Source organism: Reticulibacter mediterranei (assembly GCF_016587455.1).
In genome coordinates, this window is record NZ_BNJK01000001.1 from 535,447 (window position 1) to 549,109 (window position 13,663).

The following is a 13,663-nucleotide window of genomic DNA, read 5'->3' on the forward strand; positions in this document are numbered from 1 at the left end:
GTATGCATATTCATCCTCTCATCTACTTTTTAGTTCGTTCTTCACCCATTTCTGTTTTTCCCGTTCGAGCACCTTATCCAGTGCCTCAAAGCGCTCTTCCCACCTCTGTCTCGTCTGCTGAACCCATGTTTCAAATTGAGACAGTGTTTGTGGATTGAGGCGGTACAGGTGCCTCTGCGCGCGTTTTTCCATCACCACCAGTTTGGCCTCGCGTCGTAAGATCTTGAGGTGCTGCGAGACCGCCTGCGGGCTGACAGGAAAGTGCCCGTAGATGTCTGTGGCAGTGAGTTCGCCGCAGTTGGCAAGGAGTTCTAAAATGGCCCGTCGTGTCGGATCGGAGAGCGCAACAAACATATCCATGGACACATTATAAACCATTTGCTTTATCAAGTCAATACTTAAATACGGTTGGCCGGTAGTATCTAAAACGCTCACGCAGACGGAGACGGCTTCTTACCACGCATTCCTATCTGAACAATCGATTAGAACAAGATCAATGTGGGATCAGCAGCGCTCTTCTCCCATGCGTGGGTTTGGCAGCTTCACCTCGGCTTCGCGCTTCTGCCGCGCATGTGAAGAAGTGCGCCAGTTCTTTCGCTTTCGCACCACCATATCGCAACACGTTTCTTTGTCAGACCGACGTGGTCTGTTTCGTCAATGATTGGATGCATTGAAAGACATGATGCTCGTGGCTTCACCTTTCTGTAGGTGAGAAGTCCTAACACGTTTTGTTGCTTCCTGTGTTTTCAGTTCTAACACAGCCCCACCCTTGCCTGAAGGCGCAATACCTGAGTAAACTAGTAAATGATGGGGTTCTAGAAAAAAAGGCGATTACCGCCCTCCCTCATCATCACCTGTCCGCCGCAGGCGGCCCGAGCAGTTTGCACATAGTGTTCGTTCTTAGCTCAGGAAAAGCTCACAATGGATCATAAACAGCGAGAGAAAACGATTATTCAGTGGCGCCTCCTCCTTGGTGTTTTTTTCGTCGCATTGATTGCTCTAGGAGCGCTTCTCGCCTTCTGGATAAATTCCACCTCCTTCCTTGAGGATGGACCCTGGATATTTTTTCCAGGCGTTCCATTACTGATGCGCTCCCTCTATAGTGCTGTCTTCATTGGCATTTGTTCCGTCGGTCTATGTTGTTGCTTTTTCAAAATAGGAGGTCGTTGCTGGGAGGAGGCGAGAAGGCGCAAACAAAACTGGCTTACCAGATATGGAGTTCAGGTCTCTGCCACGGTGACCGATCAGAAAGAGGAAGAGTCGCTTGACGCAGATGCGAAGACCTCCTACCTCCTGCAACTCACGTGGTCGGATCCAAAAACAGGAGCACCACTGTCTTTTTGGAAGAAGCCGCCTCACCATGGAGATGTCTTTGCCGCCTATCCTCGCGGAACCACCCTTTCGGTCCAGTATGATCCTGCTGATCTCTCCTTTTCCTTTGTGCAATGGCTATCAGTACCACGACGGAGAGCATTGAGCATTCTTACCCAGACCACCGCAGGTATTTTTGTTGGCGGTAGTGTAGCTCTACTCGCTGGCGACGTGCTCTGGTGGCAAGAAGCGCGCAAGAGAACTACACACTCCATCTCCTACCGGGGTCACTCGGACCCAGTGAGAACGGTTGCCTGGTCCCCTGACGGGAAGCTGATTGCCTCTGGCAGCACTGATGGAACAGTCCATATATGGACTGCAACTGACGGGAAGCGTCTCTTTCTTTTTAAAGGCAGCGAAGAGAGCTCGGGGCGAGATGTCACCGCAGTCGCCTGGTCCCCTGATGGCACACGCATCGCCTTTAGTCTGAGCGGGCTGTCAACAAGCCTCGCACGCTCTTATGGGCTGAAACCTTCACCCTCAATTGTTCAGGTATGGAACGCGAGCGATGGTCGCATCCTTTTCGTCTATCAGGGCCATACAGATCGTGTGAATACAGTGGCCTGGTCCCCCGACGGCATGTGGATTGCCTCCGGTAGCGATGATAAAACGGTCCAGGTCTGGAATGCCAGTGATGGGAGGCGTGTGAGTGTCTCCCCCCCTTCTAGTCACATGGTAGATACTAGCGTAGAAACGCTCGCCTGGTCCCCCGATAGCCAAAAGATTGCTATCGGCAATTTGGATGGGACGATCCAGGTATTGAATGCAGCAGATGGGAGCCTGATCTCGACGTATAATAATGCCTCGCCATCTACGAATTCAGATCTTACAGAGAAAAAATCATTTCTCTCTACGGTGGCCTGGTCCCCCGACGGCACGCGTATCGCCTCTGGGGGCGATGACAAAATGGTCCAGATCTGGAATGCCACCAGTAGCGACGACAACCCGATCTTCACCTACATCGGTCATTCAGGTGGTGTAGAGACAGTTGCCTGGTCCCCCGACGGCACGCGTATCGCCTCTGGCAGCGCAGATAAGACGATCCAGGTCTGGAATACCGACGGTCAGGGCAATGACATCGTCCTCGCTTATCGAGGCCACACAGATACGGTAGATGCAGCCGCCTGGTCTCCCAACGGTATGTGGATTGCTTCTAGCAGCGAAGATAAAACGGTCCAGATCTGGAGTCCCACCATATAGGGACCCAGAGAGGGAAGACTTCTCTGCAAACCCAAACCATTTCTCACCGTCGGGTCGGCGGCAGAACCTGCTGCCAATCGGTATAACCACGCACCCGTATATGGCGCGGCGGATGGGGAGGCCGATAAAACTGTGCTCCATAGAGAAAGGTGGCATCCATTTTTCCTCCAGATAGTTCTGTCCATATATGGATAAGATGCGTATAACTATTTTTCATGCAAATAGCATGATCACGTGCTATCCTTTGATGGCTCCTAATGTGAGTCCACGGGCCAGGTATTTTTGTACCAACAAGCCCAGCACAATCATTGGGAGCATAATCACCGTCGCAGCCGCACTACTTCCCCCCCAGTCTACCGACTCAGCTCCGACAAAACTAAAGATGGTCACGGGCAGCGTTCTGGTATTCACACCGGTCAACACGACCGAAAAGAGGAATTCATTCCATGAAAAGAGAATGCAAAGAACCGCAGTTGCAGCCAGCGCTGGTGTAGCCAGCGGCAAAGCTATATGCAGAAAAACCATCCAACGCGAACATCCATCAATCTGGGCAGCTTCCTCCAATTCAACAATCACATCTGCGAAGAAACTCTGCATCATCCAGATCACAAAAGGGAGGCTAAAGGTTGTATGAGCGATAATCGCAGCGGCGTAAGTGTTCAGCAGAGATATGTTCTGCATCAGGCCATAAATTGGAAGCACCAGCGCAATCGATGGAACCATGCGGCAGATGAGAATGCCTAGCGAGACAAATCTGGCGCCTGGAATAGATAACCGTGAGAGGCTATAGGCCGCAGCGGTCCCGAAAAGCAGTGAAAAGGCTGTGGTACAAAGGGCTACAATAACGCTATTCATAAAGTACCTCAGAAAATCGGTGTGCAAAACTGCGTTACTATAGTTCTTGAGCGTTGGCTGAAAGATAATTCGTGGAGCGCCTGTAAAAATATCGATGGGATCTTTGAAAGACGTGAAAACGATTAACGCCACCGGCCCTAACGTCCAGACCAGGAAGGCACCGATAACCAGACCACGTACCACTGGCTCGAAGCGAAAAGAATGCGACTTCGAGGTTTGCACAGATGCCTGCATCTCCTGACTCCTTCTAAATTCTTCCGCGAATTAAACGTATCAAGATCAAACTAAGCAGAATAAGCACTAGCAGCGTCACGACTGAGAGCGCCAGACCATAACCGAGTTGAAAGGTCTTGAAGACTGTGTTGAAGTCATACAAACTCATGGTCTCCGTTGATATTCCTGGTCCACCACCAGTCAGAATGTAGATCATATCGAATGTACGAAATGCATCCATGAAACGAATGAGAATGGTAAGCAACAGCACCGGGGTCAAGAGGGGAAAGGTGATGTACCAGAACGATTGCCAGCGCGAAGCTCCATCGATCTTTACCGCCTCATACAGCTCACCTGGGAGAGCAGAGAGACCCGCCAGAAGCACCAGAATAACAAATGGTGTCATTTCCCAGGTATCGACGATCATGGTAGAGAAAAGAGCTGTTCCAGTGGATGTAAGGCCGCCAAAGTGGCTTCCATTCGGAATAAAGCTGAGCAAATAGTAGATAACCCCATTTGAAGGATCAAACATATAGTGCCAGATTAATCCGACAACGACAGGTGTAATCATCAAAGGGATGAGAATTGCCGCATTCACAACGTTCTTCAAGAAACGCAGTTCTGTCAGAAGGAGCGACATCCCCAGACCAAGCGCAATTTCTATTGCACACGCGCCGACCGCAAAGATACCGGACGTCTTGATCGCATTCCAGAAATACTGATCAGCAAATAGTGCCTGGTAATTCTGAAAGCCGATGAACTTCTGGCTAGCTTCTGGATCTGTTAAATTCCAGGAGCGCAGACTCATTATGATGGCATAGATCGTAGGGCCGACAATGACGACCATTAGAATGAGCAGTGCCGGAAGAAGCATCAGATAAGGGAGAAGATGTCGATCGAACTGATGAGTTCTTACCTTTTGGGCCAGAGATACCGCCTTCAAGGAGCGAGTAGATTTTGCAATCATAGCATACCTTCTCATTATTTTATGCCTGGTGCCCATAGATGACAGGGCTTTTCAGTTCTCCGCTCAAAGGGGGGCAGGGGTCTCCCTGCCGGGGTCTGGGGTGTCCCCAGTTTCCTTCCCTCCTTCGCGCGCCGCCTGCGGCGGCGCGCAAAAGAGAAGAAAAAAGGTTTTTGCGGGGACACCCCGCACCCTGGCAAAGGGCTGCCGCCCTCTGCACTCCTGCTAGATGGGAGAATTGGAAAGCCCTGCCATAGATGATGAGTTTTGCCGAAGAGAACCTGTGACGACCATTCTGGATGGTCACGTGGGATTGGATGGCAAAGACTGATTGCTCTACACCATCCAGTCCGGGAGATCAATCATCTGGTGACTGATCTCCCAGACTGCTTTACCTCCTCTACGTTAGCAGAGGAAAAAAGCAGAAGGCAAAAGTTATACGGTCGCAGTTCGAGCGTGAGTCAGCAGGTGGGTTCGCATACTAACTCTTCATCGCCTGGGTAATCTGCTGTTGCGCCTGATTAAGAGCAGTTTGGGAACTGAGGTTTCCGCTTGATACCAGCGCAATCTGACGCTGCATAATCTGAGAGATTTTAGCGCTTCCTGGTATCAAAGGCTGTGTCTTCCCATTTTTTAGCGCATCCTGAACGGCTGGAAGCCAGGGTTGTTTTGCGACAAGACCAGAAGCAGTAAAGAGCGAAGCTCTTGCTGAGATGGTAGCATCCAATTCACCCAGTTGCTGAGCAACACGTTTACTGGTCAGATAACTGATGAGAAGATACGCAGCTTTGGGATTTTTGCTATCCTTATTCATAGCCCAACTCCAGGATGCCAGTGTGCCTGATAACTGGTCTTTATAGGGCAGAGCGAGATATCCAAAGTCGCTGGAAAACTTTGTCTGAGAAGGATCAACAAATTGGTTCGCGATCCCCGAAATGGTGATGCCCATCGCGACATTGCCATGCAGGAGATTAGCATTGACATCATCCCACTCCCACTGGAGGCTGCCAGTTGGCCCGGTTTTCAAGAGATCGCTCCAATACTGAAGGGCGGCTACCCCCGCGCTGGAGTTCACTGTTGATACTCCCTGAGCGTTAAAGTAATCGCCTCCCGCCGAGCGCATGAATGATGCCCACACATCGGTTCCATCGGCAGAACTTTTTGCGGGCATGGCGATTCCACCCATACCATGCTGTTTAAAGTACTGCGCATCTTTTAACGCGTCATTCCAGGTAGCGGGAACTGGGAGATGTGCGCTCTGAAGAAGATCTTTCCGATAAACCAGGATGGGAGTTTGCACAAACGAGGGTAACGCGTAAAGTGTTCCATTGTATTTTCCGGTTTGGAGAACGGAAGGCATGAAATCGTTGAGATCGAAATTAGCCGGGGTCAGCGAAGGATCGTTGCTGTATTGCTGGAGAGGCTGAAGCCAACCTGATTGCGCATACTGCGGGAGCCAGACCTCTGGCACCCAGAGCACATCGTAGTTTGCAGTGTGGCTGGTGAAATCAAGAATCTGTTTCTGCTGCAAGTTGTCATATGAAATGGCATCCATGGTCACCTGAATACCCGTCTCTTTGGTAAATTCAGGGAGAACTTTTGCCATCGCATTCGCATCTGGACCCGCCCAGCGCGAGAATGTCAGATGGACGCCCTGGTAAGGTTGGGCCGAGTTCTGGACAGATGTGCCTCCACATCCTGTTATCACCAGCAGTAGACAGCCGGTTGTGAAAATAGCGATCAATGCTTGAGAGAGCTGCTTCATTGAATACTCCTCCTGAGGGTATTCCCTTTTGCTTTAACCAGGAATAGACAATCATGAACGGGAAATAGATGTGAAAACTACCTTCGCACTCAATGGACTCTTTTCTCATCCCTCCTTCCTAAAAAGGCGATATTTGGAGGTCATTTCTCTTTGGAGAGGATGACTTCCGTTTTGCTACGCGCAGCTTCATAGCCTGCGGCGATAATACGACACGCCTGTAAACCATCTTCGACGCTGGTACGAAATGGCAAATCCTGGCGGAAACGGGCAATGACATCTTCGACTTCGCGACGGTAATGGAGCGCATTTGTGGGCCAGCTCTGATAGTCGTGCGGTTCACTTTCTGCAGGCTTTATATGTGGCACAATCCAACCAGATAATACAGGTGAAGTCTGGGTCTCCGTGTAGAGACGCAAGGAAGGTGCTGGCGCGGTGAGTTCGACAATCATAGTACCTGCTGTGCCATAAATCTCAATGACATTGCGCATCCCGATATCTATGTGAAGACTCCAACTTGTCTGCAATTCACCTAGTGCTCCATTGTGGAAGCGCAAGGTTGCCACTGCTATATCCTCCACCTGTAGATGCTTTTTTTCTCTATTTATCATTGTTGCGTATATTGCATCAACGTTACCAACGTACCAGCGCAAGAGATCGACCGCGTGTGATCCTTCATCGATGAAGGCACCACCACCACCCTGGATAGGATCTTCCATCCACCTAGCCATGTACTCAGGACAACCTATCTCGCGTATGCCGGACAGACCGATCATCGCTCTGGCTGAAAGAATAGTACCCAGCGTGCCCGTCTCGATAATAGCCCTGGCTCGTTCAGCTTCTGGAATATAGCGACTGACAAAGCCAACAGTAAAGCGAATATTGGAATTGTTTACCATATACGCGATGCGCTCGGCATCCTCGATGGTTGTTGCCATTGGCTTCTCGCAGAAAATATGTTTCCCTGCAGCTACCGTAGCTTCGACGATCTCTACATGTCGGTTATTCTCCGCGTGGATAAAAATCAGATCGAGATCTTCGCGCGAGAGTAAATCGTGATAGTTGGTATAAAATGTCTCTACTCCATAGGTGGCCGCTGCCGCGCGCCCGCGTTGTTCATTATCATCAGCAATGGCTACAATTTCTACTCCCTCAATTTCCCCAAGGGCGCGGGCGCGAAAGTCTGCGTGGACGTGGGCAAAACTGATCATTCCCACGTTTATTTTCTTACTCATGCTCCTCTTCTTTCGTGCGAACTAACCTGTTCCGCTTTCCCACTGCGAACGGAACGATAGGCGGCTTCGGCCAGGCGCAAAATAGCCAGCCCGTCTTCACCAGTCGAGCGGCAAGGTTTGTTTTCCTGGATACAGGCGAAAAAGTGGGTAAACATGGCGTCTGTGCCGAAGAAAATATGCTCGGCCATCGGAAGTGGATACGTCCATCCTTTACTTTCCTCCGAACGCTTTCCCCAGTAGGTGTAGCCCGTCTGGCTGTAAACTCGCAGATGCTGCGAATGCAGCATATCGATCAAAACTCGTCCGGCTGTGCCATAGACTTCAAAGCGTGAATCCATTTCTCCAACCATTGACCAGCTATCTTCAGCCACCCCGATGACCCCATTTGCAAAGCGCACGGTCAAAACAGCCGTGTCTTCCAACGGAATGTCATGTACAAACGTATCGGTTTCCGCGTACACCTGCGTGGCTTCAGAGTCCGCTATAGCGCGTAAGAAGGCAAGACTATGGATTGCCATATCCAGAATACAGCCACCGCCAGCGATAGCAGGATCGTAAGACCAGGGAGCATGCGGACCCTGGATGCCCTCGGACGCTCTAACGCGAAAAACTTTGCCAATCGCCCCTTCGTCGATGGCTGCTTTCGCCTGTTGCACTGCCGGGATAAAAAGACCGTTCTCGGCATAGAAAATTCGCACATTCGCCAGGCGCGCCGCTTCTAGCATTGCTTCTGCCTGTGCTGCATTCGCAGCCAGAGGCTTAATACAAATAATATGTTTCCCTGCCTGTGCTGCCGCGATAGCTATTTCGGCATGCAAACTGTTAGGTGTACAAATATCGACAATCTCTACCTCCGGGTTCGCCAACAAATCGCGATAATTGGTGTACCAATGGGGGACTTCAAAATCCCGTGCAGCGGCTTCAGCGTGTTGTGCTGAACGCGAAGCTACTGCGACCACGCGTACAGCTGGATTCGCTTGCAAGGCGGGAAGATGCACGCCCGTTCCCCAGCTTCCACAGCCAATGAGGCCGACTCCTAACTTGTTCATCGGCGCACCTCCTTTTGTGGTCGAGGGGCAACAGCAGATACGGCCTCTTCACTGCTTAAAGGAAGCGCTACACTTGCCGCGTTTCGCATCATGGAGAGTTCTGCGGCGAAAGCCAATTCCAGGGCAGCTTTTCCATCAGTGCCCGAGGCCACCAGCGGTTCAATCCCTGCAATAGTTGCTGCGAAATGTTGTGCTTCTGATGCGTAGGTAATATCCCAGAGCGTATCCTGAAAGTTCCAACCGACCTTTGGCGTGAGCAACGAAACTCCAGAGGCATCTTTTATATGGACAACTGAGGGTTGGCGTTGCAGGAAATCCACAAAAGCAGAACCTTTCGTTCCATAGACCTCGAAGAAGAAATCTCCATAACCTGTTGTCCAACTCCCGTAGATGTTGCCAAAGGCACCACTGGTGTAGTGTAACGAAACCTGGGCATTATCAGTAGACTGAAAGCGCCGCGCGCCATCCAGGACGTAGGCCCCCCCCTGAGCTTGTATCGACTGGATGGGTCCACCCAGCCAGCGCCATAAATCCAGAAAATGAATCATCGTATCGATAACCAGCCCCCCACCCTTATCCACCTGGTAGAACCAATCGTTATTGGGCATCCAGCCAAAAGCGGAGCCGCGCAACGAAATAATATCGCCAAGAACTCCATCCTCGATCAGGCGTTTGATTTGTGCAATTGGCGGCGACGAACGGAGCATAAAGCCGACCTGGAGCTGCACTCCTGCTTCCTGGCAGGCTGTAGTAATCGTATCAGCTTCTGCTAGCGTCGGCGCAATTGGTTTCTGGCAAAAGACATGCTTGCCTGCTCGTGCGGCATCCACTGCCACCTGCGTATGAGAAGGGGTTGGGACTGCAATGATGACGCCATCAATATCGGGGCGTGCCAGCAATTCCTGATAATCGTAGTAGGCATCCAGGTGAAAGGCAGCGGCGAGACTATCCGCCGCTTCAGGAACTACATCAGCAACGGCAAGCAAACGCGCACCTGCTACATTAGTATACGCTTTCGCATGAACCCTGGCGATTCTACCCGCCCCAATCAGACCTATTCCAACCATTGCAATTTCTCCTTACTTCTGCGTTTCAAGAAGAATTTCACGCCCCTCGCGGGCTGAACGGTAAGCAGCGAGGATAAGTCCGAGGGCAGCCTTTCCATCCTCGCCAGTCACATCTGGCTGGAGGTCTTCCTGGACACATTTCACCATATGTTCAACAATGCGCTTGTAGCAAATATCCGAGCGCTCATCGCCCACCCAATCATAATAGGTGCGCCCTGTGTAGGGAGCAATGCGTGAAGCAACCTCCATCTGAGGGCTTTTCTGATAGTGCAATTCAATTTCACCCTCAGTGCCGCTGATAGTACAGCGGTCAGGGCTGGTGAGTGGACCGTACCACTCAGCTGCGTGCCAGCTGCTCTCAATCGTGCCAATCTGTCCACCTGCAAAGGACGCAGTACAAATACCATAGTCTTCAACTGGCAAATTTTTATAGGTGAGATTCCCAATTTTTCCATAGACAGAAGTTGCATTGCTATCAAAAAACCAGCGCAACGCGTCGGCGAAATGGGCTCCGTGGTCCAGAAAACCGCCTCCTCCGCCTTTGGCCGGGTCTATGTACCATCCTTGATCTTGCACATCTGGCGCATCGCGGATGAAATCGACAGGAATACGAATAGAATAGAACGCAGAAGTTGGTTTTCCTATCACTCCTTCTTGAATCAATTTTTTTGCTCGTTGATATGCTGGCAGGAATCGCAGGAGATACGCCATCATCAATTTAACGCCATGTCGATGTGCAGCCTCAACGATTCGCTCGGCGTCCTCCATTGTCGTCGCAATTGGTTTATCGAGGAGGATATGTTTCCCAGCCCGGGCCGCAGCAATACAGTGCTCTGCATGTGCTGATGTGAATGACGTGATGACGACAATATCAATATCGGATCGCTCAAGCAGAGCTTCATATTCCTTATATGAAGCCCCCGCGCCATAGCGTCTGGCAAATTCTTCAGCGTAGTTCTTGCGTTCGTCGGCGACTGCAACAAGGCAAGCGCCGTCAATACCTTGCTGTAAATAGTGCGCCATCGGATAAGCATGATAGTGGTTATGCAAGCCAATAACACCTATGCCAAGTGTCTTCATGAATGCTCCTTTAGTACATGACATACTACCTACACGTCGTACTGCTGTTCGGATGTATAGGCACAAAACCCCTTCTCAGGCTACGTACCTGAGAATGAGAGGGACGCGTTTGATTTGTAGGCTGGTGGAACAGCGTGAAACGTGAGATGTGGAAGCTCTATAGATACCTTTACGTGCCAGATTGGCGTTCTGTCTATTTTCCTCCTTTCTTCAGTACATAAATGGGTTGATAAAGATACTTTTCTCAACTACCAGAAGATGTGCGTACAATGATAGAGCAGGGTAGGATCAGTGAAGTTGGCTCTAGCTTTTCGCCCTTAATTAAGGAAATAAGCATGTTTACCGCTACTTTCCCCATCTGCTCTAGCGGCATTTTCACTGTAGTTAAAGGCGGATGAGTAAATGTTGAGAGAATATTGTCATCAAAACCTGTAATTGCCAGATCGGCGGGTACTTGCATGTTCGCTGCCTTGACAGCGCCGAGACAGCCTGCCGCGATGATATCGCTTCCTGCGACAATAGCCGTTGGCTGCTCTACACGAGGTAAAGCTAGCAGTTTTTGAGTGGTCTGATAGCCATAGTCAGCCTTAAAGGGACCGACAGATACAAGATCCATATTATAGTCTAGTCCCTCTTCTTGCAAAGCAGAGCGATAACCTTCGAGACGCAAATGACAAGCATAAAATTCTTCTGGTCCATTTACCAACGCAATACGCCTATGCCCTTGCTTGATAAGCATGCGAGTTAGGTAAGCTGCCGAACAGTCGTGTTCGCAATCAACCCAGGCGACCTCTTTGCGCTCATCGCGATGCCCGATGATCACTGTAGGTATCTCTTGTTCCAGAAGCTTATCAATAATATCGTCACCGATACGAATATCAGGCAACAATACGCCATCTATCTTCCCTTCCGCCGCCTCGCGTAACAAACGTTGATTACGCTGTTCATGTGAACCGGTAATCAGGGTGAGCGTATATCCTTCGCTCGCAAGTGCATCTCCGATTGAGCCGACCAGCTCAGGAACAATGGGACCGGCAAATAATTCTGATGCTGTACTGGAAAGCGCAAGTCCGATGGCAAAGCTCTGACGAGCCAGCAGACTTCGTGCGAAAAAACTGGCTCGATATCCCTGTTGCTGAATAATTGCCTGGATATGCTCACGCGTTTTTACGCTCACTCCAGGCTGATTATTCAAAACGCGCGATACAGTTCCAGCAGAAACTCCTGCTAGTTCGGCGATATCGTGAATAGTCAACTTTTTATTATGATGATTGGATACGACCGGCATCTCTTTCCTTTACCTTTTACGCAATCGGTTTAGTAAACCGATTACAGTATACTTGGTGACTTCTTTCGTTGTCAAGAGGTGGTGGACAGACACTACGAACATGACTCATCCCGAATTGATACCGTTGGGAAACCCAGAATCAGCTAGACAAGACGAGGTGAGTCAGGTAAGATCAGATGGGGGCTTGAGCTATGCCCATACGGTCATCTTTCACTGGCTGGATCAGACCCTCTGTGGAAAAACGTGCAACGGTCCAACCGATCCAACCGCCCCCAGGCATTCATCGAAATTTTCAAAAAGTACGGGGGAGAAAAAGCGCAAAAAAAGCGCAAGAGGTGCTCCAGCATGCTCGGCTCATCTGACGAGGCCAGTCGATGAAAGATTCGGAGATTTTCATCCAGACCTCCTCTCAGTCAGTACCTTCAACGCCGTCCTGGTTCGGGGAGGTGACTGTGATCGCTCACTATCTTCGGCACCTGGGTGTACTTGCAGACATTTCAGAGCGCGTGCGCCTTGCCCGGCGTCGGTTCGGACATTACGACCTCACTGACTTTGCGGTCGTGCTTCTGGGTTATGCGATCAGTGGCGAGCGCACCCTCGAAGCGTTCTATGATAACGATAATCCCGTGGCGGTGATGGCGGAGAAAGACAAACAATTTCGCTCGTTTGATGCGTTGGATGATGGTTTGCTCCACGCACGAGGGTTCAGATGGAGGATGCCAGGCAGGCTGAAGGGCGCATGTGAGACTCCTTGAAGCAAGCTCTCTAGAATGCTCTTGCTGTCAGCGGGTGCGAATCCGTGTTCACACCCGCTTTGCAAAAGGGCCGGGGGAGGAATCAGAGACTCCTCTTGGGCTGGGTGAGATGTTCAGGTTGAACAACGAGAACGAAATGTTCCATGCCCGGTTGATGAAACGGGTACGTGTCTCGTCCGAGATACCGTTTCGTCAGGGCATTGAGAAAGTGCAGATCGGGATCTTCCTCGATGCGGACGACCTTTCCGCGTATCTCAAGGGCGCGGTACGGGTCGTTTGGGTCAACAATGGAAAGCGCGAGGCGAGGATCACGCTGGAGATTGCGGAACTTCTGGCGATCTTTCCTTTGACTGAAACGGATGTGGCTGCCATCCCAGTCGAACCAGACAGGGGTGTTTTGTGGCTCACCTTTCGGCCCAATGGTGGCGACATGGGCCAGGGTGGCTGTGTCCAGCAGATCAGTGTATGCCTGTGGAATATCTACCATCAGCGTGTGTTTCCTTTCATCATCAGAGCAATTTTGCCGTCGAACCAACGACGCTCAATCTGGTCGGTGCAGTCAGCGGCACTTCAGGAGAACTTTCGACAAGCGCTGTTCTCCACGCTTGGAGCGATTCTAGCTGGGAAAAACGTCTGTTCTGCTTCTTCATGCTCGCAGAAAAGGAAGTGGAGAAATGTCTTTCCGTCCTCTTTGATAAAGATGCTCAATCCGATATCTGTCCGATCTAAGGCTCGCAGGTCCTCCAGAATCCGACGAATATACTCCTGGTTCTCTGCTGCGTACCCGGCTCTCACCGTGTACTGAATGTGTGTGATGATCATCA

General features: G+C 50.7%; 13 protein-coding genes and 1 pseudogene. 4 read left to right on the forward strand and 10 right to left on the reverse strand.

Going from position 1 to position 13,663, the window contains the following annotated elements; all coding sequences use genetic code 11:
* Window positions 1-18 precede the first annotated feature (18 nt).
* On the reverse strand, window positions 19-360 hold the full coding sequence (locus K3T83_RS02570) for an ArsR/SmtB family transcription factor (RefSeq protein WP_236064794.1): 342 nt from the start codon (window positions 358-360) through the stop codon (window positions 19-21).
* Window positions 361-467: 107 nt separating this feature from the next.
* Here K3T83_RS02570 and K3T83_RS56110 point away from each other — a divergent pair.
* Window positions 468-661: pseudogene (locus K3T83_RS56110) on the forward strand (IS6 family transposase); the annotation flags it as partial.
* Between the two features lie 260 nt (window positions 662-921).
* The gene (locus K3T83_RS02575; protein WP_220201418.1) at window positions 922-2,571 is read left to right on the forward strand and encodes a WD40 repeat domain-containing protein; all 1,650 of its coding nucleotides are present in this window, start codon (window positions 922-924) and stop codon (window positions 2,569-2,571) included.
* A gap of 237 nt (window positions 2,572-2,808) precedes the next feature.
* Here K3T83_RS02575 and K3T83_RS02580 read toward each other — a convergent pair whose 3' ends face one another.
* The 8 genes from K3T83_RS02580 to K3T83_RS02615 all read right to left on the reverse strand — a co-directional run bounded on the left by K3T83_RS02580 (window position 2,809) and on the right by K3T83_RS02615 (window position 12,084).
* Window positions 2,809-3,660: a carbohydrate ABC transporter permease gene (locus tag K3T83_RS02580; protein WP_220201419.1), complete on the reverse strand. Its 852-nt coding sequence runs from the start codon at window positions 3,658-3,660 to the stop codon at window positions 2,809-2,811.
* Between the two features lie 13 nt (window positions 3,661-3,673).
* Window positions 3,674-4,606 (reverse strand): carbohydrate ABC transporter permease, encoded by a 933-nt coding sequence (locus tag K3T83_RS02585; protein WP_220201420.1) that lies wholly within the window; start codon window positions 4,604-4,606, stop codon window positions 3,674-3,676.
* A gap of 478 nt (window positions 4,607-5,084) precedes the next feature.
* The gene (locus K3T83_RS02590; protein ID WP_220201421.1) at window positions 5,085-6,368 is read right to left on the reverse strand and encodes an ABC transporter substrate-binding protein; all 1,284 of its coding nucleotides are present in this window, start codon (window positions 6,366-6,368) and stop codon (window positions 5,085-5,087) included.
* A gap of 140 nt (window positions 6,369-6,508) precedes the next feature.
* Entirely contained in the window at window positions 6,509-7,600 is a 1,092-nt protein-coding gene (locus tag K3T83_RS02595) for a Gfo/Idh/MocA family protein (protein ID WP_220201422.1), read from the reverse strand.
* A complete protein-coding gene (locus K3T83_RS02600; RefSeq protein ID WP_220201423.1) occupies window positions 7,597-8,649 on the reverse strand; it encodes a Gfo/Idh/MocA family protein in 1,053 nt (350 codons plus the stop codon). The genes K3T83_RS02595 and K3T83_RS02600 overlap by 4 nt, the downstream gene beginning before the upstream one ends.
* Window positions 8,646-9,716: a Gfo/Idh/MocA family protein gene (locus K3T83_RS02605; protein WP_220201424.1), complete on the reverse strand. Its 1,071-nt coding sequence runs from the start codon at window positions 9,714-9,716 to the stop codon at window positions 8,646-8,648. Before K3T83_RS02605 ends, K3T83_RS02600 begins: the two co-directional genes overlap by 4 nt.
* 12 nt (window positions 9,717-9,728) lie before the next feature.
* Window positions 9,729-10,796 (reverse strand): Gfo/Idh/MocA family protein, encoded by a 1,068-nt coding sequence (locus K3T83_RS02610; protein WP_220201425.1) that lies wholly within the window; start codon window positions 10,794-10,796, stop codon window positions 9,729-9,731.
* 244 nt (window positions 10,797-11,040) lie between these two features.
* Window positions 11,041-12,084, reverse strand: coding sequence for a LacI family DNA-binding transcriptional regulator (locus tag K3T83_RS02615; RefSeq protein ID WP_220201426.1), 1,044 nt, complete (start codon window positions 12,082-12,084; stop codon window positions 11,041-11,043).
* 374 nt (window positions 12,085-12,458) lie between these two features.
* Here K3T83_RS02615 and K3T83_RS02620 point away from each other — a divergent pair, with 374 nt between their 5' ends.
* Complete coding sequence (locus tag K3T83_RS02620) at window positions 12,459-12,839, forward strand: hypothetical protein (protein WP_220201427.1); 381 nt, start codon at window positions 12,459-12,461, stop codon at window positions 12,837-12,839.
* Window positions 12,840-12,921: 82 nt separating this feature from the next.
* Here the strand turns inward: K3T83_RS02620 and K3T83_RS02625 are convergent, their stop codons facing one another.
* Window positions 12,922-13,326 carry a PPOX class F420-dependent oxidoreductase gene (locus K3T83_RS02625; RefSeq protein ID WP_220201428.1) on the reverse strand — a complete coding sequence of 135 codons (405 nt, stop codon included), beginning with the start codon at window positions 13,324-13,326 and terminating at the stop codon, window positions 12,922-12,924.
* Between K3T83_RS02625 and K3T83_RS02630 the strand changes: the two genes are divergently transcribed.
* Entirely contained in the window at window positions 13,305-13,568 is a 264-nt protein-coding gene (locus K3T83_RS02630; RefSeq protein WP_220201429.1) for a hypothetical protein, read from the forward strand. The two genes, K3T83_RS02625 and K3T83_RS02630, sit on opposite strands and share 22 nt — an antisense overlap.
* Window positions 13,569-13,663: the final 95 nt, after the last annotated feature.

Bases quoted from the DNA above. Each gene is read 5' to 3' on its own strand.
- K3T83_RS02625 (WP_220201428.1), bottom strand. From the start codon at position 13,326: ATGGTAGATATTCCACAGGCATACACTGATCTGCTGGACACAGCCACC.
- K3T83_RS02575 (WP_220201418.1), top strand. From the start codon at position 922: ATGGATCATAAACAGCGAGAGAAAACGATTATTCAGTGGCGCCTCCTC.
- K3T83_RS02605 (WP_220201424.1), bottom strand. From the start codon at position 9,716: ATGGTTGGAATAGGTCTGATTGGGGCGGGTAGAATCGCCAGGGTTCAT.
- K3T83_RS02570 (WP_236064794.1), bottom strand. From the start codon at position 360: ATGGATATGTTTGTTGCGCTCTCCGATCCGACACGACGGGCCATTTTA.
- K3T83_RS02620 (WP_220201427.1), top strand. From the start codon at position 12,459: ATGAAAGATTCGGAGATTTTCATCCAGACCTCCTCTCAGTCAGTACCT.
- K3T83_RS02615 (WP_220201426.1), bottom strand. From the start codon at position 12,084: ATGCCGGTCGTATCCAATCATCATAATAAAAAGTTGACTATTCACGAT.
- K3T83_RS02590 (WP_220201421.1), bottom strand. From the start codon at position 6,368: ATGAAGCAGCTCTCTCAAGCATTGATCGCTATTTTCACAACCGGCTGT.
- K3T83_RS02580 (WP_220201419.1), bottom strand. From the start codon at position 3,660: ATGCAGGCATCTGTGCAAACCTCGAAGTCGCATTCTTTTCGCTTCGAG.
- K3T83_RS02595 (WP_220201422.1), bottom strand. From the start codon at position 7,600: ATGAGTAAGAAAATAAACGTGGGAATGATCAGTTTTGCCCACGTCCAC.
- K3T83_RS02630 (WP_220201429.1), top strand. From the start codon at position 13,305: ATGCCTGTGGAATATCTACCATCAGCGTGTGTTTCCTTTCATCATCAG.
- K3T83_RS02585 (WP_220201420.1), bottom strand. From the start codon at position 4,606: ATGATTGCAAAATCTACTCGCTCCTTGAAGGCGGTATCTCTGGCCCAA.
- K3T83_RS02610 (WP_220201425.1), bottom strand. From the start codon at position 10,796: ATGAAGACACTTGGCATAGGTGTTATTGGCTTGCATAACCACTATCAT.
- K3T83_RS02600 (WP_220201423.1), bottom strand. From the start codon at position 8,649: ATGAACAAGTTAGGAGTCGGCCTCATTGGCTGTGGAAGCTGGGGAACG.